Source organism: Streptomyces silaceus (assembly GCF_001419745.1).
GTDB classification, from domain to species: domain Bacteria; phylum Actinomycetota; class Actinomycetes; order Streptomycetales; family Streptomycetaceae; genus Streptomyces; species Streptomyces silaceus.
Window position 1 is genome coordinate 17,893 of sequence record NZ_LIRJ01000036.1, and the last position, 26,821, is coordinate 44,713.

Here is a 26,821-nt window from a genome sequence, read left to right on the forward strand (position 1 = left end):
ATATCGGCGGCTCACGGTGCGAGCACGCGCACCGCCCCCGCCACGCACTCCGCCCTCAGCGGCAGTGCGCCCAGGGGCTCCCCGTCCGCGTACCCCGTGATCCCGGGCGCGGCCAGCTCCACCCGCGCGGCCCGGTGGACGGTGACCTTCGGATGGTCGAGATGGGTGCCCTTGTAGACGCGCGGGAAGACCTTGAGCAGCGTCGCGCGGCTGCAGTCCCCCACCACGGTGATGTCGAAGAGCCCGTCCTCCAGGTCGGCCCCGGCGCAGATCCGCATGCCGCCGCCGTACGAGGTGCCGTTGCCGACCGCGACGAGCGTGGCCTCGACCTCGTGGACGACGCCGTCGTCCAGCGTGATGCGGTACGGGATCGGCCTGAAGGCGGCGAGCTCGGCGACCATCGCGAGGTCGTACTTGAAGCGTCCCGTGGGCCATCGCGCGCGGTTGCCGCGGTCGTTGACCCGCGAGTCGAAGCCCGAGGCGAGCACCGTCCCGAACCAGGTGTCGCCGACCTTCCCCAGGTCGACGTCGCGGGTGCGCGCCCCCTTGAGCGCCTCGGCCACGATCTCCCCGGCCGCGGCCGGCTCGCGCACCGGGAGCCCGAGCGCCCGCGCGAAGTCGTTGCCGGTGCCCACGGCGATCACCCCGAGCGGGGTGCGTGTCCCGGCGACGGCCTGCAGCGCGAGGCTGGCCATGCCGTCGCCACCGACGGCTATGAGGGCCCCGGTGCCGCCGTCGACGGCCTCCCGGGCCCGCCGCAGCGCGTCCGGGGCGTCCTCACCGATGACCGTCCGGACGGAGAAGCCGCGGGCCCGCAATGCGGAAGCGGCCGGCTGCGCCGCGTGAGCGCCCCGGCCGCGGCCCGCGGTGGGATTGACGAAGAGGGTGATCTCGCTTGTCACGGCGGGACCCTACAAGGTCAGGTCACGTCGTCGAAACCGTTGACGCGTTGGTCGGTGCGTCCGCTGCCCGCCTGCTCGGGCAGCGCCCTGGGCGGTCGCACGGAGTCGACGTCGCCGATGTCCTCGGGCGTGAGGTCGATGTCGGACGCCTCGTCGTCGTCCAGCTCGGCATCGGGGTCGTTGCGCCTGCGCCGCTTGTCGTTGAGGAGCGAGAAGCCCACGGCGATGAAGTACAGGACGACGATCGGGCCCGCGAGGGCGATCATCCCGAACGGGTCGGTGGTCGGAGTGGCCACCGCGCCGAAGATGAACACGCCCATGACGACACCGCGCCACCAGCCCGCCATGCGCTTGCCGGTCACCATGCCCGTGAGGTTCAGCATGATCAGCAGCAGCGGCAGCTCGAAGGCCGCGCCGAAGACCAGGATCATCCGGACGGTGAAGTCGAGGATCTTGTCCATCGGCAGGATGTTCGCCGAGCCGTCCGGCGTGATGCCGAGGAGCACGCGCATGCTGATCGGCATGATCACCCACGCGAGCCAGGCGCCGCCCGCGAACAGCGGCACGGCGGCGGACACGAAGGCGTAGGTGTACTTGCGCTCGCTCTTGTGCAGCCCCGGGGCGATGAACGCCCACAGCTGGTACAGCCAGATCGGGCTGGCGATGATGACGCCCGCCATGACGCTGACCTTGACCGTGGTGGTGAAGGGCGACAGCAGGTCGGTGTAGGCGACGACCGCGCACTCGCCGCCCTTGCTCTCCAGGCCGCCGTCAGGACAGCGCGGCACCGGAGACGCGAGGAACTTCATCAGCTTCTCGCTGTAGAAGGCGGCCACGATCGCCACGACCGTGATCGCCAGCATGCCCTTCGCGAGCCGGTTGCGGAGCTCGCGCAGGTGCTCCGCGAGGGGCATCCGCCCCTCGGGGTCCTTCTCCTTCTTGCGGGCAGAGTTGAGCAACCCACGTCCTCATCTCGTGCGGCAGGCCGGCCTGCGCCGGCCTTGGATCAGCGCTGCGTCGTACGGTCGGTGGGCTCGGTGACCGGGCGCGAGCTGGTCACGTCGCCGGGGGCCGCCTGGATCGTGCGCTGCTGGACGGCGGGGTCGCTCGGCGGGTCGGCCGGGGCGGCGGCGTCGTCCTTGCTCTCGGACTTCATGGCCTTGGCCTCGCTCTTGAGGATGCGGGCCGACTTGCCCAGCGAGCGCGCCATGTCGGGCAGCTTCTTGGCGCCGAAGAGCAGGACGATGATGACGAGGATGAGAATGATCTCGGTGGGGCCGAGCCTACCCATAGCTGTATACCTTCTTCACCGAGGCGACAGGAGTCTGGTTTGCTCGCAGATCGGACATTCATCCGACCTCCGCGCTGGCAGCGATCGTAACCCCCCGGGGTAAACGCTCGGCAATCCCCGCGCATACTCCGAGTACGGCCCCCGCCTCGATCCGGGCCGTATTCGCAGCGTACCCGCACGCCTTGGGCCGTTGACAGGTCGCGGAGGCTAAAGAGCCCCTCGGCCCGCACGGGCCACTCCGGCCGCGGCCCTCTCGAGGTCCTCCGCCGCCTTGTTGATCTGCCGTGTGGTCTCGGTCACCTGGCGGCCGAGCCGCTGTGCCTCCACGAAGACCTTGATCGCCAGTACGCCGAGGACGGCGAGACCCAAGAAGCCCGCCGTGATCGCGAGCATCGCCCAGAACATGCGCCGAGCCTAGACGGTCGAGTGCAGGCGCAGCGTCCGCACCCCACCGCCGGTGAGCAGTTCGACGATGCGCTCGCCCGCGGGCTTGCGCACCGCGGCCTCGCACTCGGGGCAGGTGAAGGAGTAGAAGGTCGTGCGCGCGCTGGCGCCGATCGCGAGCCGCAGGGCCCCCGCGGACAGCTCGAAGCGGGCGCGGCAGTCGGGGCAGGAGGCCGTGAAGAGGACGGGCGCGGGCCGCTGCGCCGGCACTCCCGGCAATCCGGACATGGTTGGTGTGCTCAATGCCCCTGCTCCTGCCTGTCGTAGTCCCTCTCGTAGGCCGCGAGGGCCTCCCGGGCGGCCTGCCGCGCGCTGTCCGCCAGCTGGGCCGGGGAGACGATCCGCCCGTCGCCGCCCAGGCGCAGCGCGAGGCGGCGCAGCGAGGCGGGGTCGGGGGTGCGCAGGGTGATCCGCAGGCCGCCGTCGGGCAGCTCGTCGGCGCTGTCGTGGGGGTAGTACTCGGCGACCCAGCGGCCGCCGGGGCCGACCTCGACGACGACCTCGGGGTCCTCGGCGGCGGGCTGCACCAGGCCCTCGGACAGGTCGCGCAGCTCGACCTCGGGCGGCGCGGACGGCTCGTCCAGGATCTTGATCTCGGCGACGCGGTCGAGCCGGAAGGTGCGCCGCGCCTCGGAGCGCCTGCACCACGCCTCGACATAGGTGTGGCCGACGCTCACCAGGCGGATCGGGTCGATCTCGCGCTCGGTGACCTCGTCGCGCGCGGGCGAGTAGTAGCGGATCCAGAGCCTGCGGCGCTCGGAGATGGCCCGGTCGACGTCGGCGAAGACGCCGCCCTCGGACTCGAAGGTCACCGAGAGCCGGGCGCTGGCGCCCGCCGCCTCGCCGGCCGCGGTCTCCAGCTTCGCGGTGGCGCGCAGCAGCGCGAGGCGGTCGCTCTCCCTGAGGCCCGGCAGCGTGGCCACGGCGCGGGCCGCCACCAGGAGCGCGGTCGCCTCGTCGGCGGCCAGGCGCAGCGGGGCGGCCACGTCGTCGGGGTTGTGCCACCAGATGCGGTCACCGTCGGTGTCGATGTCGAGCAGGTCGCCGCCGCGGAAGCTGGTGCCGCACAGCGGCAGCACGTCCAGGTCGGAGATCAGCTCGTCCGTGGTGATCCCGAAGGCACGGGCGACGTCCTCGACGTGGGCGCCGGGGCGCTCGCGCAGATAGGTCACCAGCGACAGCATGCGTCGCGTCTGGTCGATGGCGTTCGAGGCCATTGGTCTGCGCTCCCCCTCAGCCCTTGGCCACGGCACGCAGCCGGTCCACCACGTCGGCCCGCAGCTCGGCGGGCTCCACGACCACCACGTCGGGCCCGAACTCCACCAGCCACGCGTCCAGGCCGTGGCCGTACGGAATCTCCAACTCGTCCCACCCGTCGCCCCGTTCCCGCACCGAGACGGCCTTGGCCCGCAGCGGGTAGCCGGCGCCCGTGCGCAGCCGGATCCGGGCGGTGCGGTCGGCGATCTCCCCGGCCCAGCTCGCGACGGTCTCACGGACCGTGACGACGTCGGGGACGTCGGCGGTGTACTTGCCCGCGCGGGCGCGCACCTTGCCGGTGATCCGCGAGAGCCGGAAGACGCGCTCGGCCCGCCGGTCGCGGTCCCAGCCCGCGAGATACCAGTGTCCGCGCCAGCACTCCAGCGCCCAGGGCTCCACGTGGCGCTGCTCGGGCTGGGCGGCGGTGGCCTTGCGGTAGTCGAAGACGACGGGGCGGCGGTCGCGGCAGGCCAGCATCAGCGGTTCGAAGGACGCCTCGTGCGCGGGGATGCGGGGCTCCAGGGCGCCGTGCGCCTCGTACGGGTCGACGTCCTCGGGCAGGCCCGCGGCGCGCAGCTTCTGCAGGGCGCCGCTGGCGGCCCCGGCCAGGCGCGCCTGCTGCCAGACCTTGGCGGCCAGGCCCAGGGCCGCGGCCTCCTCGGCGTCGATCGTGACGGGCGGCAGCCGGTTGCTGTCGCGGCGGGCGAGGTAGCCCACCTCGCCGTCGAGGTTCTCGACGGTCTCGATGACCAGGCCGAGCTCGCGCAGATCGTCCTTGTCACGCTCGAACATCCGGTTGAAGGAGTCGTCGGACCCCGCCTCCAGATAGGCCTCGATGGACTCGCGCAGCTCCCGCTTGCTGAGCGGCCGCCGGGTCCCGAGCAGGCACAGCGCCAGATTCATCAGCCGCTCGGCCTTGGCAATGGCCATCGACGCCCTTTCTCGGCCTTACTGCATACAGTGCTTCCGACCGATGACCGTACCGCCCCGGGGTGTCGTGGCAAAAGCCAAGGGTCCATGCCAGACAGGCATGGACCCTTGACGAACAGATCAGGTCACAGACGTCCTCAGACGGAGACCAGGTCGCAGACGAAGATCAGCGTCTCGCCCGGGGCGATGCGGCCGCCGCCGGCGCCGCGGTCGCCGTACGCGAGGTGGGCCGGGATGGTCAGCTCGCGCCGGCCACCGACCTTCATGCCCTGCACGCCCTGGTCCCAGCCGGAGATGACCTGGCCGGCGCCCAGCTGGAACTCCAGCGGGTTGCCCCGGTTCCAGCTCGCGTCGAACTCCTCGCCGGTGCTGAAGGCGACGCCCACGTAGTGGACCTTGACGAAGTCGCCCGCCTTGGCGACCGCCCCGTCGCCCTCCCAGATGTCCTTGATCTGCAGGTCGGCCGGCGGCTCGCCGACGGGGAAGTCGACCTCGGGCTTGTCAATGCTCACGAAAATGCTCCTGCTTGATACGAAAGGTCAGCGCGGACAGTCTTACATCCCCGAGGGCTCAGGCCTTCGCGAGGATGTCCACGGAGAAGACCAGCGTGGAGTCCTTCTTGATGGAGCTGCCCTGCGGGGGCTGGTCGCCGTACCCCAGCTCCGGCGGGATGACGATGAGGACGCGGCTGCCGACCTTCTTGCCGGTCAGGCCCTGCGCCCAGCCCTTGACGACCTGCGCCAGCTGGAACTGCGCGAGCTGTCCGCTCTTGTACGAGGAGTCGAACTCCTTGCCGTCCGCCCAGAGCACGCCCTTGTACTGGCACAGGAGGCTGTCGGTCTCCTTGACCACGTCCCCGTCGCCCTCCAGGACGTAGGACGCGACGAGCTTCTTGGGCGCGTCCGTCTTGGGCACGTCGATCGAGGGGGCCTTGCCGTCGGTGTTCGTGCCGACCTTGGGCAGGTCCTTGTTGGACTGCGCGACCTCCTTGCCCTTGGCCGAGCTCTTGGCGTTGAAGGTGTCGACGATGTCGACGACGAACACCAGGGTGTCCGAGCCCTTGATGCCCGCCTGCTTGTTGCCCTCCTCGCCGTACCCCATCTTCGGGGGGATGGCGAGCTCCACACGGCTGTCGATCTTCTTGCCGACCAGGGCCTGGTCCCAGCCGGGGATGACCTGGCCGACGCCGATCGGGAAGACCGTGGGGTTGCCCCGGTCGTAGGAGTTGTCGAACACCTTTGCCGTCGCCCAGATCTGGCCGAGGTAGTTGGCCTGGAGGTAGTCGCCCTTGACGACCTCCTTGCCCTTGCCCTCGATCAGGGTCTTGACCGCGAGGTCGGAGGAGGCCTTGCCGGGACCCTTGGCGACGGTCGGCTTCTCGCCGAACTTCGTGCCCTTGGTGATCTCGGGCAGCGGGCCGTCCACGATCTTCGCGGTCGGCGGGGCCGACGGCGAGTTGGACGGGCTGTCGCTGGTCTTGGACTTGGCCTTGTCGGCCTTGTCGTCACCACAGCCTGCCAGCGTCAGCAGGCCGGCCGGGACGGCAAGGAGAAGTGAGCGTCGGCGCACGGTGGGGGCCTCGTATCGATCGATCTTGTGGGTTGGCGTGCGCGCAACTCTACGGCGTGAGAAGGGCGCCGCACGAGGAACGCACGGCGCCCGCGTTGCGTTCCCGCAACGCCCCACACTTCACAGGGTTCACATTCCGGCGATGAGCTTCTCCACCCGGTCGTCGACGGACCGGAAGGGGTCCTTGCACAACACGGTGCGCTGTGCCTGGTCGTTGAGCTTGAGGTGCACCCAGTCGACCGTGAAGTCACGGCGCTGTTCCTGGGCCCGCCGGATGAAGTCGCCGCGCAGCCTCGCGCGCGTGGTCTGCGGCGGCACCGACTTGCCCTCGAAGATCTTCAAGTCGTTGCAGATGCGGGCGGCTTGCCCCTTCTTCTCCAGGAGGTAGTAGAGCCCTCGGCGACGGTGGATGTCGTGGTACGCGAGGTCTATCTGCGCGACCCGGGGGTGCGACATGGTCATGTTGTTCTTCGCGCGGTACCGCTCGATGAGCTTGTACTTCATGACCCAGTCGATCTCGGTGCCGATCCGGTCGAGGTCCTCGGCCTCGATCGCGTCCAGCGTGCGGCCCCACAGCTCAAGCACCTGTTCGACGGTGCCGCTGCGGATGCCGCGGCGGTCGACGAAGTCCACCGCCTTCTCGTAGTACTCGCGCTGCACTTCGAGGGCCGAGGCCTCGCGGCCGCTGGCCAGGCGCACCTTGCGCCGGCCGGTGATGTCGTGGCTGACCTCGCGGATGGCCCGGATCGGGTTCTCCAGGGTGAGGTCGCGCATGACCGTGCCGGCCTCGATCATGCGCAGCACCAGGTCGGTGGCGCCGACCTTCAGGAGCATGGTCGTCTCGGACATGTTCGAGTCGCCGACGATGACGTGGAGCCTGCGGTAGCGCTCGGCGTCCGCGTGCGGCTCGTCGCGGGTGTTGATGATCGGCCGGGAGCGGGTGGTCGCGGAGGACACCCCTTCCCAGATGTGCTCGGCGCGCTGGCTCACGCAGTACACGGCTCCGCGCGGTGTCTGCAGCACCTTCCCGGCGCCGCACAACAGCTGCCGGGTGACGAGGAACGGAATGAGGATGTCCGCGAGTCGGGAGAACTCTCCGTGACGGGCCACCAGATAGTTCTCGTGGCAACCGTAGGAGTTTCCCGCCGAGTCGGTGTTGTTCTTGAAGAGATAGACGTCGCCGGCGATTCCCTCCTCGTGCAGGCGACGTTCGGCGTCGACGAGCAGGCCTTCCAGAATGCGCTCGCCCGCTTTGTCGTGGGTGACCAGCTCGGTCACGTTGTCACATTCGGGTGTGGCGTATTCCGGATGTGATCCCACGTCAAGATAGAGGCGGGCGCCGTTCCGCAGAAAGACGTTGCTGCTGCGGCCCCATGACACGACACGGCGGAAGAGGTACCGCGCCACCTCGTCAGGAGACAGGCGGCGCTGTCCCCTGAACGTGCATGTGACGCCGTACTCGTTCTCCAGCCCGAAAATGCGGCGGTCCATGACTGAACATTACGCCTGATGCCCGGCACTGAAACCGGGTTCGACAGCACCGTTTCGATCATTTTCCGATGAACTCGCAACGACTTCCGAATCCCCGACCGGTACGAGTACCCGCGCCGTGGCCAGCAGAACCACGAACGCGGCCGCGCCGGCGAGTCCGGGCACCGCGAATCCCCACGCCGTCCCGCCCCACTCGACGACCGGACCCGCGGCGGCGGTGCCCAGCGAGGCCCCCACCGTGAACGTCGTCACGAGCCACGAGAACGCCTCCGTCACCGTGCCCCGCGGCGCGTGCCGGTCCACGACGATGAACGCGCACGCGAGCGCCGGCGCCAGGAACACGCCCGCCAGCGCCGTGAGCGCCGTCATGGCCACCGCCCCCGGGGTGAGCATCAACGGCCAGTAGCAGAGCGCCAGCAGCCCCACCAGCAGCCCGAGGCGCCGCTCCGGCGCGCCGCTCCACTGCCGCGCCCCGTACACCGCGCCGCCCACCAGCGCGCCGAAGCCGAGCGCCGCCATCATCCAGCCGTACACCGCGTCACCGCCGTGCCCGTCGGCGTACGACACCCCGGCGACGGTGATGGAGCCGAGCGCCATGCCGATGAACAGGAAGGCGCCGAGGAGCGCGAGGAGTCCGCGCGAGCGCAGGGCCCCGAGCCAGTGCGCCTCGCGCGGCGCCGAGCGCCAGGCGCGCGAGGGCCGCGACATCACCACGGAGAGCGCCCCGAGCACGCCGACGGCGTTCACGACGAGCAGGGCCGCCTGCTCCGACCACAGCGCCACACAGCCCGTCACGAGCAACGGCCCGGCGGTGAACATGACTTCCTGGGCGATGGCGTCCATGGCGTACGCCGTGTGGACCTGTTCCTCCTTGTCGAGCACGCTCGGCCACAGCGCGCGCAGGCCGCCCTCAAGGGGCGGCGTGAAGAGCCCCGCGGCGGCCACCGAGACGTAGGCGAGGGCGAGCCGGTCGGGGCCCGTGAAGGCGAAGAGGGCCATGCCGAGCGCGGAGAGCAGCGCCGCGGGCAGCTGCACCCGCGGCTGGCCGTACAGGTCGACCAGCCGGCCGAGCAGCGGCTGCCCCACGGCGTTGGCGACGCCGTACACCGCGGCGAGCGCGCCCGCGAGGCTGTACGTGCCGCCCTCGGCCCGGATGAACAGCACGATGGCGATCGCCGCCGTGGCGTTCGGCAGCCGGCCCACCAGCGTCCCGGCCAGCAGCCGCATCGCGTAGCGCGTCCGGAGGATCTCCGCGTATCCCGCAGCCATGCCCTGCCGCCCTTCCTCACACCGCCGAGGCTGAAGTTTTACGTATAACGTTCGGCGTCATACGTACCATGAGCGCTGTCCGCCGGTCCACCGCACAGCCATGACGCGGGCACGAACCAGGAGGCGCCAGTGGCCGCACCACAGCTGGACACCGGGGGCACCCGCCCCACGAGCCGCGACGTCGCGCGCGCCGCGGGCGTCTCACAGGCCACCGTCTCCCTCGTCCTCGGCGACAAGTGGCGCGGCCGCGTCGCCGCCCCCACCGCCGAGCGCGTCCGCACCGCCGCCCGCGAGCTCGGCTACCGCCCCAACCTCGCGGCCCGCAACCTCCGCCTCGGCCGCACCCGCACCGCCCTGCTCGTCGTCCCCGAGCTCACCAACGAGTTCTTCGCGCACGTCTACACCGGCGCCGCCCGCGTCGCCGCCCGCCACGGCTTCGGCGTCGTCATCTACCCCTCCCCCGACGGCATCGGCCCCGCCCGCGACCCCTTCGCCTCGGCCCGTGCCTCGCTCGACGGCGTCCTCGCCTCCTCCATGGCCTCCGACGCCCTCGCCACCATCCGCGGCGACGACCTGCCCCTCGTCATGCTCGACAGCGACCCCGCGGGCAGCCTCGGCGCCACCACCGTCAACCTCGACCTCGCCGACGGCATGCGCCAGGTCACCGAGCACCTGCTGGCCCTCGGCCACCGCGACTTCCTGCACCTCGCCGCGGACGTCGACTCCTGGACCTTCGACCTGCGCGCCGAAGCCCTCGCCAAGGCGCTGCGCGGCACCGACACGGCCGTACGCCGCGTCGCCGCGCCCCTGGACGTCGAGCGCGCCCGCGTCGTCGCGGAGGCCGCCCTGTCCACGCCCGGCCCCCGCCCCACCGCCGTCGTCTGCGACGACGACTTCCTCTCCGCCGGCGCCTGCAAGGCCGCCCGCCGGCTGGGCCTGCGCGTCCCCGAGGACCTCTCCGTCACCGGGTTCGACGACCTCATCCTGGCCACCGCCGTCGAACCGGAGCTCACCACCGTCCGGCTGCCCGCCGAGCGCTTCGGCGAGCGGGGCATGGAGTCCCTCGTCGCCGTCCTGGAGGGCCGCACGCCCGACGCCACACCGCTCCCCGTCGAGCTCGTCGTCCGCGGCTCCACGGGCCCCGTGCGCTGAGCCGCCCCCGGCACACGAAGGCGCCCCGCGCCCCGGCCCGAGGGCCGGCACACGGGGCGCACCCCGAGAACGCGCTACTCGACGTCGCCGCCCGAATCCGGCTCGGCCGACCCGCCGTCGCCGTCCCCGGCGGCAGCGGCCTGCGACGTGCCGCCCTCTTCGAGCAGGCGCGACAGCTGCCGTCCGACGATCCGCTTGAACTTGCGCTGCTGCGGCCGCGTCCGGTCCAGGACGGCCACCTCGAGGCGCTCCGCGGGGATCTCCCGCTCGCTGCCGTTGGTGTCGCGGGAGAGCGACGTCACCGCCAGCTTGAGCGCCGCGGCCAGCGTCATCCCGTCCTCGTGGCGCTGGTCCAGATAGGTGCTGATCTGCTCGGCGTTGCCGCCGACCGCGACCGAGCCGTGCTCGTCGACGATCGAACCGTCGTGCGGCAGCCGGTAGATCTGGTCGCCGTCCGGCGTCGTGCCGACCTCGGCGACGACCAGCTCGACCTCGTACGGCTTCTCCGCGTTGCTGGAGAAGATCGTGCCGAGCGTCTGCGCGTACACGTTCGCCAGACCGCGGGCCGTCACGTCGTCACGGTCGTAGGTGTAGCCGCGGAGGTCGGCGTAGCGGACGCCGCCGATCCGCAGGTTCTCGTACTCGTTGTACTTGCCGGCGGCCGCGAAGCCGATCCGGTCGTAGATCTCGCTGAACTTGTGCAGCGCGCGGGACGGGTTCTCGCCGACGAACACGATGCCGTCGGCGTACTGCATCACGACAAGGCTGCGGCCGCGCGCGATGCCCTTGCGGGCGTACTCGGCCCGGTCGGCCATGGCCTGCTGGGGTGAGACATAGAACGGCGTCGACACCGGATCCGTCCCTTTCTGTCAAAAACTTCAGTCAGTGGCGAATACGGAGCGATCAGAGCAGCGCGGCCCGCGGGCCGTCGGGCTGTTCGAGACGCTTCTCCAGGATCGCGCGCGCGATCGAGGACGTCTCCTCCTCCGTCAGCCGCCTGAACCCCTCGTCGGAGATCACGGTGACGATGGGGAAGATGCGGCGGGCCACGTCCGGACCACCGGTCGCCGAGTCGTCGTCGGCGGCGTCGTACAGGGCCTGGACGACCAGGGTCGTCGCCTGCTCCTCCGTCAGACCGTCGTGGTAGAGCTTCTTCATCGCACCGCGCGCGAAGACCGAGCCCGAGCCGGTCGCCGCGAAGCCGTGCTCCTCGGAGCGCCCGCCCGTGACGTCGTACGAGAAGATGCGCCCCTTCTCGCGGTCCACGTCGTAGCCCGCGAAGAGCGGCACGACGGCCAGGCCCTGCATGGCCATGCCGAGGTTGCCGCGGATCATCGTCGAGAGGCGGTTGGCCTTGCCCTCCAGGGAGAGCGTCGCGCCCTCCACCTTCTCGAAGTGCTCCAGCTCCAGCTGGAAGAGCTTGACCATCTCCACGGCCAGACCGGCGGTACCGGCGACGCCCACCGCCGAGTACTCGTCCGCCGGGAAGACCTTCTCCATGTCGCGCGAGGCGATCACGTTGCCCATCGTCGCCCGCCGGTCACCGGCGAGGACCACGCCGCCGGGGAACGTGACGGCCAGGATGGTGGTGCCGTGCGGAGCCTCCAGCGGGCCCTGGGTGGGCGCCAGTTGGCGGTTGCCGGGCAGCATCTCGGGCTGGTGGTCGGAAAGGAAATCCATGAAGGACGACGAACCAGGCGTCAGGAAGGCAGCTGGTAGACGCCCGTTGCTACGAGTGTTGGCTTCCACGAGGATCCTTCCAAGTAGGCGGCAGCCCGACGAACAGTGTCGGGATGATCTCCCAACTTGCCGATGGCCGAATTGCAGTTGAAGCACATTACGCCACGGACCTTACCCGCCTCGTGGCGTTGATCCACATGAAAGGCCGGAGCGTTCGTCGGAGACGGTCGCCGTCCGGCCTGGACGGTCGCGGTCCGTGCGAAGGCTGCCCGCGGCTCCTCGTCCCGACACCGCGGGCAACGCTTCACTTCCGTGCCTTCGTGCTCCAGCGCCCCCGCAGGCCCTGGAATCGAAGACAAAAAGGACTTACTGTCCGCCCTTCTGGACGAAGGAGCGCACGAAGTCCTCCGCGTTCTCCTCGAGGACGTCGTCGATCTCGTCCAGGACGGAGTCCACGTCGTCGCTCAGCTTCTCCTGGCGCTCCTTGAGGTCCTCGGAAGCCTGCGCATCCTGCGCCTGCTCCTCGGTCTCCTCGGTGGAGCGCGTCGCCTTCTGCTGTCCGCCGCCGGTGTCCTTGGTCGCCATCTGCCTCACCCCGCTCGGTTAGACGTTCTTGATCAGACCCTACAAGCGAGGTCTGACATCGGCCCCTTACTTCCACAACATCCGGGAACCACCTCGATGATTCCCCTACGCCGGGTCTTTCAGCCCCCGGACAGCACCCGCACCAGGTCCTCCGCGGTACGGCAGCGGTCCAGAAGTTCCTTCACGTGGTTCCTCGTGCCGCGCAGGGGCTCCAGCGTGGGCACCCGCTGGAGGGAGTCCCGGCCCGGCAGGTCGAAGATGACCGAGTCCCAGGAGGCCGCGGCCACGTCGTCCGCGTACTGCTCCAGGCAGCGGCCCCGGAAATACGCGCGCGTATCCTCCGGCGGCTTGGCCTGGGCCCGCTCCACGTCCGCCTCGTCCAGGAGGCGCTTCATCTTGCCGCGTGCCACCAAGCGGTTGTACAGGCCCTTCTCGGCCCGTACGTCGGCGTACTGGAGGTCGACCAGGTGGAGCCGCGCGGCGTCCCAGTCGAGGCCGTCACGGCGGCGGTAGCCCTCCATGAGCTCGCGCTTGGCGACCCAGTCGAGCTCTCCGGAGAGGCTCATCGGATCGCTCTCCAGCCGGCCGAGCACGTCCTCCCAGCGGGTGAGCACGTCCTTGGTCTGTTCGTCCGCGTCCGCGCCGTAGCGCTCCTCGACGTACTTGCGGGCCAGCTCGAAGTACTCCATCTGGAGCTGGACCGCGGTGAGTGAGCGGCCGCTGCGGAGCGTGACGAGGTGGTTGAGGGTCGGGTCGTGGGAGACCTGGTGGAGCGTGCGCACGGGCTGGTCCACGGCCAGGTCCACCGCGATGAAGCCGTCCTCGATCATCGCGAGGACGAGCGAGGTGGTGCCCAGCTTGAGGTACGTCGAGATCTCGGAGAGGTTGGCGTCCCCGATGATCACGTGCAGCCTGCGGTACTTCTCGGCGTCGGAGTGCGGCTCGTCCCGGGTGTTGATGATGGGCCGCTTGAGTGTCGTCTCCAGGCCGACCTCGACCTCGAAGTAGTCGGCGCGCTGGCTGAGCTGGAAGCCGTGCTCGTGGCCGTCCTGGCCGATGCCCACGCGTCCCGCGCCGGTGACGACCTGCCGGGAGACGAAGAACGGCGTCAGGTGGCGCACGATGTCCGAGAAGGGGGTCTCCCGCTTCATCAGGTAGTTCTCGTGCGTGCCGTACGAGGCGCCCTTGTTGTCGGTGTTGTTCTTGTAGAGGTGGATCGGCTGGGCCCCGGGGAGCGCCGCGGCGCGCTCGGCGGCCTCGGCCATGATGCGTTCGCCGGCCTTGTCCCAGAGGACGGCGTCCCGGGGATTGGTGATCTCCGGGGAGCTGTATTCGGGGTGTGCGTGGTCGACGTACAGGCGCGCACCATTGGTGAGGATCACGTTGGCGAGGCCGATGTCCTCGTCGGTGAGCTGGCTGGCGTCGGCGGCCTCGCGGGCGAGGTCGAAACCCCGCGCGTCCCGCAGCGGGTTCTCCTCCTCGAAGTCCCAGCGGGCGCGTCGCGCCCGGTGCATCGCCGCGGCGTAGGCGTTGACGATCTGGGACGAGGTGAGCATGGCATTGGCGTTGGGGTGGCCGGGGACGGAGATGCCGTACTCCGTCTCGATGCCCATTACTCGCCGTACGGTCATGCGGCCCTCCTTGCCCGGCGGCGCTCCCGTTCGGGAACGGCGCTCAAGTACCGCTGGTTCTCCGGTGCGTGTGCGGTGCCCGTCCCCGCACTGCGCGACTCGGCGGTACCGAAGAGCCTAGAACGCCTTTGCGCTGGTGGGGAGATCATTGCCTTCATTGAAAAACAGACGGCTGCGGGTACCCGTGAAGGACACCCGCAGCCGCCCTGTGTTCTACAGGTATTGACCGGTGTTGGCCACCGTGTCGATGGAGCGTCCGGTGTCCGCGCCCTGCTTTCCGGTGACGAGGGTGCGGATGTAGACGATCCGTTCACCCTTCTTGCCGGAGATCCTGGCCCAGTCGTCCGGGTTGGTGGTGTTGGGCAGGTCCTCGTTCTCCTTGAACTCGTCGACGCAAGCCTGGAGGAGGTGAGAGACCCTGAGGCCCTTCTGGTTCGCCTCGAGGAAGGCCTTGATGGCCATCTTCTTGGCGCGGCCCACGATGTTCTCGATCATGGCGCCGGAGTTGAAGTCCTTGAAGTAGAGGACTTCCTTGTCGCCGTTGGCGTACGTGACTTCGAGGAAGCGGTTTTCCTCGGACTCGGCGTACATCTGCTCGACGACCGACTGGATCATGCCGTGCACCGTGGCGTGCCGGTCGGCGCTGTGCTCGGCGAGGTCGTCGGCGTGCAGCGGCAGCCGCTCGGTGAGGTACTTGGCGAAGATGTCCTTCGCCGCCTCGGCGTCCGGACGCTCGATCTTGATCTTCACGTCGAGCCGTCCGGGGCGCAGGATCGCGGGGTCGATCATGTCCTCACGGTTGGAGGCGCCGATCACGACCACGTTCTCCAGGCCCTCCACACCGTCGATCTCGGCGAGCAGCTGCGGGACGATGGTGTTCTCCACGTCCGAGCTGACACCGGATCCACGGGTGCGGAAGAGCGATTCCATCTCGTCGAAGAAGACGATGACGGGGGTGCCCTGGCTTGCCTTCTCCCGCGCACGCTGGAAGACGAGGCGGATCTGCCGCTCGGTCTCACCGACGTACTTGTTGAGGAGCTCGGGTCCCTTGATGTTCAGGAAGTAGCTCTTCCCCGCGGCCTGTCCGGTCACCTCGGCGACCTTCTTGGCGAGCGAGTTGGCGACGGCCTTCGCGATCAGCGTCTTGCCGCAGCCGGGGGGCCCGTACAGCAGGACGCCCTTGGGCGGCCGCAGTTCGTGCTCCTTGAAGAGGTCCGGGTACAGGTACGGCAGCTCGACCGCGTCGCGGATGAGCTCGATCTGGTTGCCCAGGCCGCCGATCTGCTCGTAGCCGATGTCGGGGACCTCTTCGAGGACGAGCTCCTCGACCTCGCTCTTCGGCACGACCTCGTAGACGTACCCGGAGCGGGGTTCCAGCAGGAGGGCGTCGCCGGGACGGATGGTGATGTCCAGCAGCGGCTCGGCGAGCCGCACCACCCGCTCCTCGTCGGTGTGCCCGACCACCAGGGCGCGCTCGCCGTCCTCGAGGATCTCCTTGAGGGTGACGATGTCGCCGACGCTCTCGTACTCCATGGCCTCGACCACGTTGAGCGCTTCGTTGAGCATCACTTCCTGGCCACGCCTGAGCTCTTCGAGCTCGACGCTTGGGCTCACGTTCACCCGGAGTTTGCGGCCGCCTGTGAAGATGTCGGCGGTGCCGTCCTCGTTCGCCTCGAGGAAGACTCCGAAGCCGGCCGGCGGCTGCGCGAGCCGGTCGACCTCCTCCTTGAGGGCCACGATCTGGTCGCGGGCCTCGCGGAGTGTGTTGGCGAGCCGCTCGTTCTGCGCGGACACGCCGGCCAGGTTGGTCTGCAGCTCGACGATCCGCTCTTCGAGAATCCTCGTATGACGCGGAGAGTCGGCGAGCTTACGTCGCAGGACGGCGATTTCCTGCTCGAGATAGGCAACCTGACCGGCAGGGTCTTCAGACCCTCGCCCCGGCCGGATGCCGCGGTTGATGTCGTCGTCGTGGGCTGCCACGGTCCTCACCTCCTCCAAGGGGAGCTGGACGCTTCCAGACCCTACCTGGGTGGGTGTCGATTGAAACCCCTAGATCACAAAGACGATGGGGGTGTGTCCGATCTTCACCCTTGCGCTCTCCCTCACGTCAGGGGAATACCCACCCAACAACATCGGAAAGCGGGCGGTTGTATCGTCGAAGTGTTCAACACCCGTCAGGGCTGGCCCGACTTACTGCAAATTGGGGCCGCCCGGCGCAGCGACCGGCAGGAGAGATGACCGTGCGGCACGAGGCCGAGACCGGCAGTGAGAGCGATCTGCTGGAGGTCTGGATCGACCAAGACCTCTGCACCGGGGACGGCATCTGCGCGCAGTACGCGCCCGAGGTCTTCGAGCTGGACATCGACGGTCTGGCGTATGTGAAGAGCGCCGACGACGAGCTGCTGCAGGCGCCCGGGGCGACGACTCCGGTGCCGCTGCCGCTGCTGACCGACGTGGTCGACTCCGCCAAGGAATGCCCCGGCGACTGCATTCATGTGCGTCGCGTTTCGGACAGGGTCGAGGTGTACGGACCGGACGCGGAGTGACTCCGCGTCCGGCGGGGTATCAGACGCTCCGGGCCTCGGCCGGTCCCGTCCGCTCGAATGTGCCGTCCTTCCACTGCCACGTGGCCTTGTCCTGACGGTCCGGGCAGCAGCGGGGCACCTCCGGTGAGGAGTAGCCGAGCAGGGTGGCGGCGACCGCGCCGTCGCGTACGGCGAAATCGCTCACGTTCAGTCGGTCCTTGGGGTCGACCAGTGTGGCGACGACTCGGGGCCTGCCCGATCCCGACCGGGTGATGACGTAGACGCCGTCGGGCGGGGTGCCCGAGCCGGCCCGGCAGTGCACGACGGCGACGGTCTCCGGCCTGCCGTCCCCGTCGAGGTCGCCGGAGGCCTTCTTCTTGACGACGGGGTCGACCGGGCCGCAGCTGATCGGGAAGTCGACGGCGGCGGGGTCGGGGGCCGGGGCGTGCGCGCCCGCTGCGGCTCTGGAGTGCGGCGGCCCGGTCTGCGCGGCGGTCGCCGAGTCGGGCTGCAGGACGGCGGAGCCCGCGATGACGGCGGCCAGGGCGGCGGCGGTGGCCAGCCAGTGGACGGGGCGCGTGGTGGTGTGTGCCAGTTCCGGGACGGCGGGGTGCTGCACGAGAGAAGTGTCTCCTGTGAGGGCTGTGCCGGTGGGGGAGGTGGCCAGCATCGTGCCATAGGTCACAGTGAGGAGGAACACCGGGGTCCGGTGGGGTCTCTTGATTCTTCTGATACGCCGCTGGTGCCCTGTCAACGAAACGGCGCCGCCGCCGAGTTCCCCGGTCGGTCAGGGAACTCGGCGGCGGCGCCAGCTTTTTGGCCGGGGCCCGCCGCGCGGGTCAGCGCGGGGTGCCTCCGTCGGCGTTCGGACCGGAGTAGTCCTCGCCGTAGGCGCCCTTGGCGGGGCGGCGACGGCGCATGGGGGGCTCGACGCCGTCCGCGAGGCGGCGGGCGGTCAGGAGGAAGCCCGTGTGCCCGATCATGCGGTGGTCGGGACGGACCGCGAGGCCCTCGATGTGCCAGTTGCGGATCATCGACTCCCAGGCGGTCGGCTCGTTGAAGCCGCCGATCTCGCGGATGGACTCGACGGTCCGGGCGAGCTGGGTGGTGGTCGCCACGTAGCAGCACAGGATGCCGCCGGGGACGAGCGCCTTGGAGACGGCCTCCAGGCACTCCCAGGGGGCGAGCATGTCGAGGATGACGCGGTCGACGTCGGTGTCGCTCAGGTTGTCCTGGAGGTCGCCGACGGTGAGCTGCCAGGCGGGGTGCGGGCCGCCGAAGTAGCGCTCCACGTTCTGCTGGGCGATCTCGGCGAAGTCCTCACGGCGCTCGTACGAGTGCAGCATTCCCTGGTCACCGATGGCGCGCAGCAGGAAGCTGCTGAGCGAGCCGGAGCCCACGCCCGCCTCGACGACGCGCGCGCCGGGGAAGATGTCGGCGAAGGCCAGGATCTGCCCCGCGTCCTTGGGGTAGACCACGGCGGCGCCGCGGGGCATGGACAGGACGTAGTCGGGGAGCAGGGGTCGCAGCGCCAGGTAGGCGACGTTTCCCGTGGTACGGACAACACTGCCCTCGGGAGCGCCGATCAGCTCGTCGTGCGGGAAGGAACCCTTGTGGGTGTGGAAGTTCTTTCCCTCTTCGAGCGTGAACGTGTAGTGGCGTCCCTTGGGGTCGGTGAGCTGGACCTGGTCCCCGACCTTGAAGGGCCCGCGACGGCGGGCGGCACCGGTCGGTTCGGACATGTGACCAGCCTACCGGCCGTGACGGGGGCCGCGGACCACGGCAGGGCCCGGGGGGCCGCTAGGCGGGGCGGGCCATGGCCTTGACGAAGGCGCGCTCGACGTCGGCGGCGGACAGGACGCCGTAGATCTCACCGGATTCCTCGACGACGAGGTACTCGGTGGCGGGGGTGGCCCGCAGGGTGTCGAGCAGTTCCTCCCCGGCGAGCTCGGCGGAGACCCGCATGCCTTCGGTGATGTCCTGGGCGAGGCCATCGACGGTGACCCAGGGGCGGCGGTGCTGGGGCACGGAGACGATGGCGGCCTCGCGGACGACGGCCAGGGGGTCGCCGTCCGGGTCGACGACCACGAGGGCACGGGCGCCGGCTTCGTTGGCCCGGCGCAGGGCCTCGGAGAGCGGGGTGTCGCCCTCGACGGGGACGGCGCGGCGGGTCAGGGTGCGGGCGCGCAGCTCGGGCAGGTGCTCGCGCAGGCGGGCCATGCGGAGGCTGTTCCCGGCGCCGGTCCAGATGATGGCGGCGAGGATCGCGGCGAGCAGGGCGTCGGTGACGGTGTCCATGCCGCCGATGTCCTGGGGCTCGCCGCCCAGGGCGCCGGACTGGTTGAGCAGGGGCAGGCCGATGAGGACGGAGACGGCCAGGGCGCGGCCGACCCAGGCGGCGGCGATGGTGCCGCTCATGGGCTTGCCGGTGATCTTCCAGACGACGGCGCGGAGCATCCGGCCGCCGTCGAGGGGCAGGCCGGGCAGCAGGTTGAAGACGGCGACGATGAGGTTGGAGATCATCAGGCCGGCGAGCAGGACGCCGGTGCCCGCGGCGAGCAGAACGCTGCGCGCCACCGGGGTCGCCCACCACGGCCCGCCGTCGAGGGCCGGCGCCCGGTCGGCACCGCCGAGCCTGCGCAGTTGCGGGAGTACGAGCACGGCCGCGAGGGCGACCAGCGGAAGCAGCAGCACGAACACGCCGCGCCAGGAGACGTGATCGGAGATCAGGGCGGCGATCGTCGGCCCGACCAGCGACGGAACGGTCCAGCCGCCCGACACGAGCGCGAACATCCGGGCGCGCAGCCGTTGCGGATAGGCCAGTGCGATCGCGGTGTACGCGAGGGCCATCACGGCGCCGACCCCGAGCCCCTGCAGGAATCGCCCGGCCAGGAACATCGGCCAGTTCGCCGCCGACCCCGCCACCGCGCAGCCGACGGCGAAGACCGCGAGACCGAGGGCCAACGGCCGTGCGGGGCCGCGCCGGTCGGCGTCCCGGCTCGCGGTGACGGTCCCGATGAGGTTGGCGAGCATCAGCGCCGAAAGGCCCCAGCCGTAGGCGCCCAACCCGCCGAGTCTTCCGGCGATTTCGGGCAGGACGGTGGCCACGCCCATGGACTCGAAGGCGACCAGGCCGACCGACAGGACGATGCCCCAGGTCAGCGCCGCGTAGGGGGCGCTGAACACGCCTTCGTGGCCGTCGGGTTCGGTGCCTTCGCGTGGGACGCCTCCGGGCTCGGTGTCCTGGCGTACGACGTCACGTGATCGTGCGTCACGTGATTCCGCGGCACGTAAATCCGAGGACTTGGCGAGCACGCGTTCGGCGGTCGGATCCTGCTCGGGCAAGACGACCCCTCCTTATGTTTCGATCCGGAACGGAACGAAATCACATGCTACCTATACTCCCTCCCATGGCAACCCCCGATCCCGCGGCCCGCGCCGCACGCCCCGCGGGTCGTCCGCGCGACAGCCGGCTCGACGAGGCGATCCTGACGGCGACGCAGGAACTGCTGGAGGAGGCCGGTTACCCCGGCCTGACGATGGAGGCCGTGGCGCGGCGCGCGGGCACGACGAAGCCGGCCATCCGGCGCCGCTGGCCGTCCCGGCAGCACCTCGTCATCGCCGCCCTGGCCGACATGATGGGCACGGCGCCGACGCCCGACACGGGGTGCACGCACTGCGACCTGATCGAGGGGATCGACACGCTCAGCCGCGCGTTCGGCGGCAGCCTGGGGCGTCGTACGCTTCCGGCGCTGATGGCCGAACTGGCCGACGACCCCGAGCTGGACCGGGTGTTCACCGAGACGATCTTCCGTCCGCGCCGGACCACCACCGAGGCGGCGCTGCGGCGCGGCATCGAGCGCGGTGACATCCGGCCGGACGCCGACATCGACCTGCTCCTGGACATGCTCGGCGCCACGACCTACCACCGGGTGCTCTTCGGTCATCTGCCCGTCACGGAGTCGCTCGCCCACGACGTCGTGATGACGGTCATGGGCGGTGCCGCGACACCGGCCTGGCGCGAGCACTATCAGCGCCGCCACGCGCCCGCGAAGCCGCGCAGGCGGCCGCTGCGCACCGGATGACATGGTTCATCGGGGGCACCGGTTCCCGGGCCCCCGGTCCTCGTCCCGGCCGCGTCAGCCCTCGCCGTACGGTTCGAGCAGCGCGGCGCTGACCGTCGGTGCCGGTGACAGGGTCGCCGAGAGGTTCGTGATGCGCAGGATGCGCAGGGTCAAGGGGTGCGAGCAGACGACGCGCAGCTCGCCGCCCCGGTGTCTGACGCGCCGACGGGCCCGCATCAGCAAGGCGACCCCGGAGCAGTCGAAGAAGTCGACCTTGCTCAGGTCGATGACCACGATCGGTTCAGGGCCCGCGGCCACGGAGTCCAGCAGGGGAACCATCCGCTGATAGGCCACGAGATCGATTTCGCCGTGCAGCTCGACCACGATGGCGCGGTCGAGCCCGTACACCCGAGGAGGTTGATCGGACTCCTCGCGTGCGTATTCGCTCAGTTGGTCCTGCCGCATCCATCCCCCCAGCGCGGACGCTCGCGCGCCTTCGTCGGGGCGCGCTGCAACGGAGTGCCATGTGTGGAGGCCACCGGGGGCTGGGGCGCCTGTGCAGTAACGCTAGCGGGGACCGGCGCACTCTGGAGTGCGGGAACGATTCACGGAAGTGCCGCACCACTCGTTGGAGTGAAGTCGTTGCAAAAAGCTTGACATCAAGAAAAGTCGTGAGCGCTCCTCTCGTATCAGCGTCTGGTTTCCATGGCAGGGTGTTGCGGGCAAGCCACAGGGGGCCAACACCAGCAGGGGGGGCCTACGGAAGAGGGCACACCGTGATCATCGGGAACGCCTTCACCGCCAGGTCCGCAGCAGCCCCGCCGCCGGCCCCATCAGGGCTGTGGTCGCCGCAGCGACCACGGGCAGCCCCACGCCGACGACGGCGAACGCCGGGCTAGGTGAAGCCGGTCACTCGACCGTTGGGGCTCGGCCCAGCTCTTCTCTGCACGTGTCGATGAACCTTTCCCGAGCTTCGTGGACTCGGTCGGGGAGGCCGGCTGCCTCTTCCTCCCGGCCCGTGAGGTCCTCCTGCAAAAATACGATCAAGGAATTCGCCAGGTCGAGCAAGTTCTCCGCCTGCTGGACCAAGGCCGGCGGCCCGGCAACGGACACTGAGACGCGGGCCCGTGATACACCAATCACCGCTTCCTGCAGTCTGGTTGCCGCCTGCTCGATCCCCTCGAGGTCTCCGTCGGCAGCCATGGTCAGTCGAAACTGAAGTACAGCATCGTCGAAGCTTTGGAGGATTGTGTTACAGGCTGTGGCGCGCTGCTCACGTTGCCAATGGCCGTGGTCGACGGCGGCTTGAGAATGGACCTGCCGGGCCACGGCTTCCGCTGCGATGACAGCACCTTGTTCTACGGAGCGTGCTCCGAGCCGTGCTCCGAGGAGGCCGGCCCCGGCAGCGACGAGCGCCGTGCCAGCTCCTATGATCGCTCCGATCACTTCCGGTCTCATCACCCAATAGTCCTGCGGAAGGGGTGATACCGGGAGAAGCTGGCTAACCGCGAAACCAGTGAAGCAGTGGGACGGCCATCAACCGGAGCATGACCTCGCGATCACTTTTCATGGGCCGCTCCAAGTACTTGGCCTGTCTGCCCGGCAAGTACTTCCAGGTGAGCTCTCCATGCTGACGGACTGCGTACACGGTGTCGGAACTGATCACACCGTTCGGCCCGTCCACGTCGACACGACCGGAGCGTTCGAGGGCGCCCTCGTCGAGGGGCACGAGCTCCTGAGCTTTGCCCAGAGTGTTTTCAAGAGCGCGTTGCAGCCTCTCGGAGGCGAGGTGCCGGCCGCAGGAGGTGCTCGCTGAGCTGAGGCGTCCAAGGCTCGTTGAGAGGCCTGCCTGAGGGCGGGTCTGCGCGCCGAGCAGCACCCCGCCGGGTGACGAGCTCGCGGCCGATGTCCAGCGCGCCGAGCTGGTGCGGCGCGTGGTCCCCCAAGCGTGGTTGAGGGCAGTCGCCCGGCTCCACGAGGACGGATCGCGGCGGCGCACGGTGTCCGCGCGGACGGGAACAGCACTCCTTGTCGCTGCACCAAAGGCACCCTTCTGAGGGTGCCTGCGCTCTGTCCCTACGCCCTAGGCGGCTCTACGTTCCGTCTATGGGCGGGACTGACTCGACTACGTTTGTGATCGCACTCCTCGGATTGATCTTCTCGGTCCTGTCGGTGTGCTGGCAGATCGCCAACTACTTTCTGCACGGTCCACGTCTGAGGGTTCGCCTCCGAGTCGGAGTGCATGACGAGGCGACCCTGGAGGACGGGGAGCATTACAGCATTAGGACGGCGTCACGTAGCAATCCGCCTCCGTACACGCGGCCGTTCAAGTTCGAGATGAACGGCTTCTACCTGATGAACCCCGGTGAGACGCGGGATTGGGTTGAGCCGATGTGGCCCGGCATTGAGGAGTATCGGAGGGCGCGCCCGGGGCGGAAGGTGGTAGTGAGGGCAATCGTTCGCTTGGGCGACGGTCGCAGCCGAAGCTCGCCTTGGCGCAACGCGTTGCGCGTCCCAGACGGTACGCCTCGACTCCTCCCGGATGCGACCAGGAATGAGTGAAGGCCCACGCAGGGGTGCGGCGGGGACTTCGTGACGCGACGACGTGGGCTCAGAGATTGGTGGCGCTGCGGCCAAGCCCCCTGTTGTGGTCCACGACGTACTGAGTTGCGCGCATCGTCGTCCGCGGCCCGGTCACCGGTGAACGCCCGTCGGCCGGGACAGTCCTTGAACTCGGCGACGCGCTTGGCAACGGCACAGCATGCGTGGATCAGGAGTGAAGTGGCGGGGCAGTCGGGCGAAGCACTACGAGGCGGAGTGATTTCATGGTGCGGCCTGTGAGGTGAGCAGACGGTACAGCATCTCCATGTCTGCGGTAATTTCTTGATCTGGGACCGAGAAGCGCCTTTCACCGCGAGCCGGGGCCGGTAGCACGAACTGAGCGTGCGTTCTACGGACAGTCATGGTGACTTGCATGACGGGTGCCTTGAAGTTGCTGTCACCGAGTACCAGAACCTTGGCGCTCGTGGCGTTGATGGTGCCGAGTGCCTCCTCCAACTGGCCTCTCAGCTGTTCGAGGGGAAGGTGCGCTTCATAGTTCTCGGGAACCAGGGAGTCCCATGTGAAAAGGGCTTCGACGAATGCTGCGAATGCCTGCGAAGCTTGCTCGCGTCGGCGCGAACGATCTTGTAAGCGTGCTGCTGCGACGGCGCCGCCGATGGCGCCAGCCGCCCCAACGATCCCACCTAGGACGGCTGCGATAGCGCCGAGTGCGGCGACGCCTTCAGAGCACGAGAAGAAGCTCGCGCTCATCGACGGCGTGGCCGAGGTCCCGAGCGGGCAACCGGCGGAGGCGGGCACGCCCCCCCCGTGGCGGACGGCCCGTGTCTGGATGCTCAGAGATCGAAGTGGTGGCGGCGTAGTTTCACCCAAAGAAGTAGCCGCAACCTGCGCACCTGAACAGAACTCGGCGTAGCCGTGGGGCTCTTGACGGGCACGCGAATTACGCTGCGGCGAGCCCGCGCGCTGCCGCGATCATCCGGCCCTCGCTCCAGACCTGCCCGTACCCCGTGCAGTGCGCGAGGGGCTGCCGGCCTTCCCCATTAATCGTGCCGCCACGTGAACACGACACGATCGCCTGGATCTAAAGCGCCAAGGAAGCCGATTTGGATGACGTCGACCCAGATTCCGAACATCTTGGGTTTGCGGAAGGTGAGGACCTGGCCGTTTTGGACCTGGTGCGCCCAAAGGCCATTGGATGCTGAAGCCCCTCGCCCCTGCGCCCGAATCTCCCATTGGCTCCCAAGGCCATCTGGCATAATGATGGCTTTGGCCCATCCGCTAGTCGTCTTCCCGCCGCATGTGCAGGGTTGGGCGAGGGTGCGGTGTGGCGCGGCGATGTCGAGGGCCCGCTCGACGCGCTCAGCCGCGCCCTCTGCGACGAAGCCGATGCGTGTGCGCTGCGGGTTGGTGAGCACGGTGAACGGCCCCGCCGTTCTGCTCGATGCGTGCGAGGAGCCACAGCGCGGCGTACGGCGCCGTCCGTTGGCCGGTGTGGCGCCGGCGTCGCGGGTCCAGCGCGTCCGCCCGTGCGACGGCGTCGCTTCGACCTTGGCCTCCATCGCGAGCGGCGCCTCAGGGGCCCGTATGGCGACTGCCAGGCAGGCCGGCCAGGGCGGCGCACGGCCTTTCCGCCGTCCTCGACGAGCGGTCATGGCCTCATGGACTTCTCGGCCCCGCTCGGCGACTGCGCGCGCGATCTCCGGCTCGCCGTATTCGATCTCGGCGCGCGACGACGGGCAAGCCGATGCTGTCGACGAACTTCAAGGTGGACTACTGCTATTCGATGCGGGACGGCGCGGATAGCGCATCGTGCGGGCACGATACGACCGGTGGCAGCGCCCTAAGATCCCGGCTGTTCCCGGGAAGGCCGTCGAGGACATCTACCGTTTGCGGCACTGGGCGAAGGCGAAGGCCAAGTCGGACGAGCCGGGCGATATCCCCAAGGTGGCGATCGCGGCGTGCATGGGACACGAGCTGCCGGGCATCGAGGGTACGTACAGTGAAGTCACGCTCGCGATGGAAGAGCGGATCGTGGAGTACCTGCAGTCCGTTTGGGAGAAGGAAGTACTGGGGGCCGGACTGTGGACACCACCGTTTCCCATCTCGTCCCCAGATGATCTACTCAACGAGCCTCCGCCGCTGTTCAGCGGCCTTCCGGTGCTGGAGAATGAATGATCGTCTGGATCAACGGCGCGTCCGGTGCGGGCAAGACCAGCGCCGCACGGGAACTGATCGAGCTGATCCCGAACAGCACACTCTTCGACCCCGAGGTCATCGGCGGCGCACTGACCCAGCTGCTGCCGCCCAAGCACCTCGCCGAGGTGAGTGACCATCAGGACCTGCCGATCTGGCGCAGGCTCGTCGTCGACACGGCCGCCGCGCTGCACGCGGAGGTCGGCGGCGCGCTCGTGGTGCCGATGACACTGCTGCGCCAGGAGTACCGCGATGAGATCTTCGGCGGTCTCGCCTCGCGCAGGATCGCCGTGCACCATGTCCTGCTCGCCCCGGATGAAACGATCCTGCGCGCACGAGCGGCCGGCCGGGACGCGGCCCCGGACCCGTCCGACGGGGCGGACAGAGCGGACGGAACGGACGGAACGATGCGCGTCCGGCAGTGGTCGTCCGACCCCATCGAGCCGTATCGCACCGCCCTCACCGGCTGGCTCGGCGCGGACGCCCACCGCATCGACACCACCGCACTCACCCCGTACGAGACCGCCGAACGCCTCGCCGACGCCGTCCGTACCGGCACCGCGCCCGTCTGCGACATCGTGCAGACACCCGAGCCCACCGCCGAGACCCTCGCCGCCGGAGTGCTCCTCTTCGACGAGCAGGACCGGGTGCTGCTCGTCGACCCGACGTACAAGCCCGGATGGGAGTTCCCCGGCGGCGTCGTCGAACCGGGCGAGGCACCCGCGCGCGCGGGTGTGCGTGAAGTGGCGGAGGAGACCGGCATCCAGCTCACCGGGACCCCGCGCCTGCTCGTCGCCGACTGGGAGCCGCCCATCCCACCCGGATACGGCGGGATGCGCCTGCTCTTCGACGGCGGCAGACTCGACGGCGGCGAGGTCCGCATGCTGCTGCCAGGGCCCGAACTGCGCGCCTGGCGCTTCGTCACCGAGGAGGAGGCCGCCGGCCTGCTCCCCGCCGTGCGCTACGCGAGGCTCCGCTGGGCGCTGCGCGCACGCGAGCGCGGCACCACGCTCTACCTGGAGGCCGGCGCCCCCGGCGACGGGCTCGACGCATAGCCGTCCGCCGCGGCCCGCAGCACCTCCGAGGCCCGCTCCGTCACCGGGTCCCCGTGCCCGAAGCACGCCACCTCGTGCTCCAGCGCGGCCAGCCGGCGCAACGAGTCGATCGCACGCGCGCGGTCGAGATTGAACACGCCGAGTACCACCTGGCCGTCCACGGGCGACGCGGCGACCGCGTCGCCCGTGAACAGCACCCCGCGCGCGGGCAGATGAACGGC

General features: G+C 69.6%; 28 protein-coding genes and 2 pseudogenes. 5 read left to right on the forward strand and 25 right to left on the reverse strand.

What is annotated here, in order from left to right:
- Positions 1-11: 11 nt before the first annotated feature.
- From AOK22_RS04165 to AOK22_RS04215, 11 genes are all read right to left on the reverse strand, one after another.
- Positions 12-902, reverse strand: a complete 891-nt coding sequence (locus tag AOK22_RS04165) for a diacylglycerol kinase (RefSeq protein WP_055697171.1) — start codon at positions 900-902, stop codon at positions 12-14.
- Between the two features lie 17 nt (positions 903-919).
- Entirely contained in the window at positions 920-1,816 is an 897-nt protein-coding gene (gene tatC / locus AOK22_RS04170; RefSeq protein ID WP_055697197.1) for a twin-arginine translocase subunit TatC, read from the reverse strand.
- Between the two features lie 92 nt (positions 1,817-1,908).
- Complete coding sequence (gene tatA / locus AOK22_RS04175) at positions 1,909-2,193, reverse strand: Sec-independent protein translocase subunit TatA (RefSeq protein WP_055697172.1); 285 nt, start codon at positions 2,191-2,193, stop codon at positions 1,909-1,911.
- Positions 2,194-2,400: 207 nt separating this feature from the next.
- Positions 2,401-2,598, reverse strand: a complete 198-nt coding sequence (locus tag AOK22_RS04180; protein WP_055697173.1) for a hypothetical protein — start codon at positions 2,596-2,598, stop codon at positions 2,401-2,403.
- Between the two features lie 9 nt (positions 2,599-2,607).
- Positions 2,608-2,865 (reverse strand): hypothetical protein, encoded by a 258-nt coding sequence (locus AOK22_RS04185; RefSeq protein ID WP_055697174.1) that lies wholly within the window; start codon positions 2,863-2,865, stop codon positions 2,608-2,610.
- An 11-nt stretch (positions 2,866-2,876) separates the two neighbouring features.
- Positions 2,877-3,854, reverse strand: a complete 978-nt coding sequence (locus tag AOK22_RS04190; RefSeq protein WP_055697175.1) for a helix-turn-helix transcriptional regulator — start codon at positions 3,852-3,854, stop codon at positions 2,877-2,879.
- Between the two features lie 16 nt (positions 3,855-3,870).
- On the reverse strand, positions 3,871-4,824 hold the full coding sequence (locus AOK22_RS04195) for a helix-turn-helix transcriptional regulator (protein ID WP_055697176.1): 954 nt from the start codon (positions 4,822-4,824) through the stop codon (positions 3,871-3,873).
- Positions 4,825-4,961: 137 nt separating this feature from the next.
- Entirely contained in the window at positions 4,962-5,336 is a 375-nt protein-coding gene (locus tag AOK22_RS04200) for an FKBP-type peptidyl-prolyl cis-trans isomerase (protein ID WP_055567247.1), read from the reverse strand.
- A gap of 58 nt (positions 5,337-5,394) precedes the next feature.
- Positions 5,395-6,393, reverse strand: a complete 999-nt coding sequence (locus tag AOK22_RS04205) for an FKBP-type peptidyl-prolyl cis-trans isomerase (protein WP_055697177.1) — start codon at positions 6,391-6,393, stop codon at positions 5,395-5,397.
- Between the two features lie 129 nt (positions 6,394-6,522).
- On the reverse strand, positions 6,523-7,884 hold the full coding sequence (gene pafA, locus AOK22_RS04210) for a Pup--protein ligase (protein ID WP_055697178.1): 1,362 nt from the start codon (positions 7,882-7,884) through the stop codon (positions 6,523-6,525).
- 9 nt (positions 7,885-7,893) lie between these two features.
- Positions 7,894-9,153, reverse strand: a complete 1,260-nt coding sequence (locus tag AOK22_RS04215; RefSeq protein ID WP_055697179.1) for an MFS transporter — start codon at positions 9,151-9,153, stop codon at positions 7,894-7,896.
- A 144-nt stretch (positions 9,154-9,297) separates the two neighbouring features.
- Between AOK22_RS04215 and AOK22_RS04220 the strand changes: the two genes are divergently transcribed.
- Entirely contained in the window at positions 9,298-10,305 is a 1,008-nt protein-coding gene (locus AOK22_RS04220) for a LacI family DNA-binding transcriptional regulator (protein WP_167357827.1), read from the forward strand.
- A 74-nt stretch (positions 10,306-10,379) separates the two neighbouring features.
- Here AOK22_RS04220 and prcA read toward each other — a convergent pair whose 3' ends face one another.
- From prcA to arc, 6 genes and pseudogenes are all read right to left on the reverse strand, one after another.
- The gene (gene prcA / locus AOK22_RS04225) at positions 10,380-11,156 is read right to left on the reverse strand and encodes a proteasome subunit alpha (protein WP_055697181.1); all 777 of its coding nucleotides are present in this window, start codon (positions 11,154-11,156) and stop codon (positions 10,380-10,382) included.
- A 52-nt stretch (positions 11,157-11,208) separates the two neighbouring features.
- On the reverse strand, positions 11,209-12,054 hold the full coding sequence (gene prcB, locus AOK22_RS04230) for a proteasome subunit beta (protein ID WP_055697182.1): 846 nt from the start codon (positions 12,052-12,054) through the stop codon (positions 11,209-11,211).
- Positions 12,006-12,197: pseudogene (locus tag AOK22_RS42500) on the reverse strand (endonuclease domain-containing protein); the annotation flags it as partial. The pseudogene AOK22_RS42500 and the gene prcB, both read right to left, overlap by 49 nt.
- 154 nt (positions 12,198-12,351) lie before the next feature.
- Positions 12,352-12,570 (reverse strand): ubiquitin-like protein Pup, encoded by a 219-nt coding sequence (locus AOK22_RS04235; protein WP_030782898.1) that lies wholly within the window; start codon positions 12,568-12,570, stop codon positions 12,352-12,354.
- 119 nt (positions 12,571-12,689) lie between these two features.
- The gene (gene dop, locus AOK22_RS04240; RefSeq protein WP_079036329.1) at positions 12,690-14,201 is read right to left on the reverse strand and encodes a depupylase/deamidase Dop; all 1,512 of its coding nucleotides are present in this window, start codon (positions 14,199-14,201) and stop codon (positions 12,690-12,692) included.
- Between the two features lie 213 nt (positions 14,202-14,414).
- Positions 14,415-16,181, reverse strand: a complete 1,767-nt coding sequence (gene arc / locus AOK22_RS04245) for a proteasome ATPase (protein ID WP_055697184.1) — start codon at positions 16,179-16,181, stop codon at positions 14,415-14,417.
- Between the two features lie 254 nt (positions 16,182-16,435).
- Between arc and AOK22_RS04250 the strand changes: the two genes are divergently transcribed.
- On the forward strand, positions 16,436-16,747 hold the full coding sequence (locus AOK22_RS04250) for a ferredoxin (RefSeq protein ID WP_055697185.1): 312 nt from the start codon (positions 16,436-16,438) through the stop codon (positions 16,745-16,747).
- A 19-nt stretch (positions 16,748-16,766) separates the two neighbouring features.
- Here AOK22_RS04250 and AOK22_RS04255 read toward each other — a convergent pair whose 3' ends face one another.
- The 3 genes from AOK22_RS04255 to AOK22_RS39455 form a co-directional block, all read right to left on the reverse strand.
- Positions 16,767-17,345, reverse strand: coding sequence for a hypothetical protein (locus AOK22_RS04255; protein WP_055697186.1), 579 nt, complete (start codon positions 17,343-17,345; stop codon positions 16,767-16,769).
- A 220-nt stretch (positions 17,346-17,565) separates the two neighbouring features.
- Positions 17,566-18,468, reverse strand: a complete 903-nt coding sequence (locus AOK22_RS04260) for a tRNA (adenine-N1)-methyltransferase (protein ID WP_055697187.1) — start codon at positions 18,466-18,468, stop codon at positions 17,566-17,568.
- 58 nt (positions 18,469-18,526) lie between these two features.
- Positions 18,527-20,071, reverse strand: coding sequence for an MFS transporter (locus tag AOK22_RS39455; RefSeq protein ID WP_244164690.1), 1,545 nt, complete (start codon positions 20,069-20,071; stop codon positions 18,527-18,529).
- A gap of 65 nt (positions 20,072-20,136) precedes the next feature.
- Between AOK22_RS39455 and AOK22_RS04270 the strand changes: the two genes are divergently transcribed.
- Positions 20,137-20,811 carry a TetR/AcrR family transcriptional regulator gene (locus AOK22_RS04270; protein ID WP_055697188.1) on the forward strand — a complete coding sequence of 225 codons (675 nt, stop codon included), beginning with the start codon at positions 20,137-20,139 and terminating at the stop codon, positions 20,809-20,811.
- 54 nt (positions 20,812-20,865) lie between these two features.
- Here AOK22_RS04270 and AOK22_RS04275 read toward each other — a convergent pair whose 3' ends face one another.
- The 4 genes from AOK22_RS04275 to AOK22_RS41285 form a co-directional block, all read right to left on the reverse strand.
- Complete coding sequence (locus tag AOK22_RS04275; RefSeq protein ID WP_079036331.1) at positions 20,866-21,255, reverse strand: anti-sigma factor antagonist; 390 nt, start codon at positions 21,253-21,255, stop codon at positions 20,866-20,868.
- 444 nt (positions 21,256-21,699) lie between these two features.
- The gene (locus AOK22_RS41275) at positions 21,700-22,236 is read right to left on the reverse strand and encodes a hypothetical protein (protein ID WP_157872173.1); all 537 of its coding nucleotides are present in this window, start codon (positions 22,234-22,236) and stop codon (positions 21,700-21,702) included.
- 1,377 nt (positions 22,237-23,613) lie between these two features.
- Entirely contained in the window at positions 23,614-24,150 is a 537-nt protein-coding gene (locus AOK22_RS41280) for a hypothetical protein (protein ID WP_157872174.1), read from the reverse strand.
- A gap of 242 nt (positions 24,151-24,392) precedes the next feature.
- Positions 24,393-24,911, reverse strand: a complete 519-nt coding sequence (locus AOK22_RS41285; protein ID WP_141753696.1) for a hypothetical protein — start codon at positions 24,909-24,911, stop codon at positions 24,393-24,395.
- Between the two features lie 250 nt (positions 24,912-25,161).
- Here AOK22_RS41285 and AOK22_RS04295 point away from each other — a divergent pair, with 250 nt between their 5' ends.
- Positions 25,162-25,527 (forward strand): hypothetical protein, encoded by a 366-nt coding sequence (locus tag AOK22_RS04295; RefSeq protein WP_055697193.1) that lies wholly within the window; start codon positions 25,162-25,164, stop codon positions 25,525-25,527.
- Positions 25,524-26,600 (forward strand): NUDIX hydrolase, encoded by a 1,077-nt coding sequence (locus tag AOK22_RS04300; RefSeq protein ID WP_055697194.1) that lies wholly within the window; start codon positions 25,524-25,526, stop codon positions 26,598-26,600. Before AOK22_RS04295 ends, AOK22_RS04300 begins: the two co-directional genes overlap by 4 nt.
- On the opposite strand, the pseudogene AOK22_RS04305 reads toward AOK22_RS04300, so the two are convergent.
- Positions 26,558-26,821 (reverse strand): annotated as a pseudogene (locus tag AOK22_RS04305) (MBL fold metallo-hydrolase); the annotation flags it as partial. The gene AOK22_RS04300 and the pseudogene AOK22_RS04305 overlap by 43 nt on opposite strands.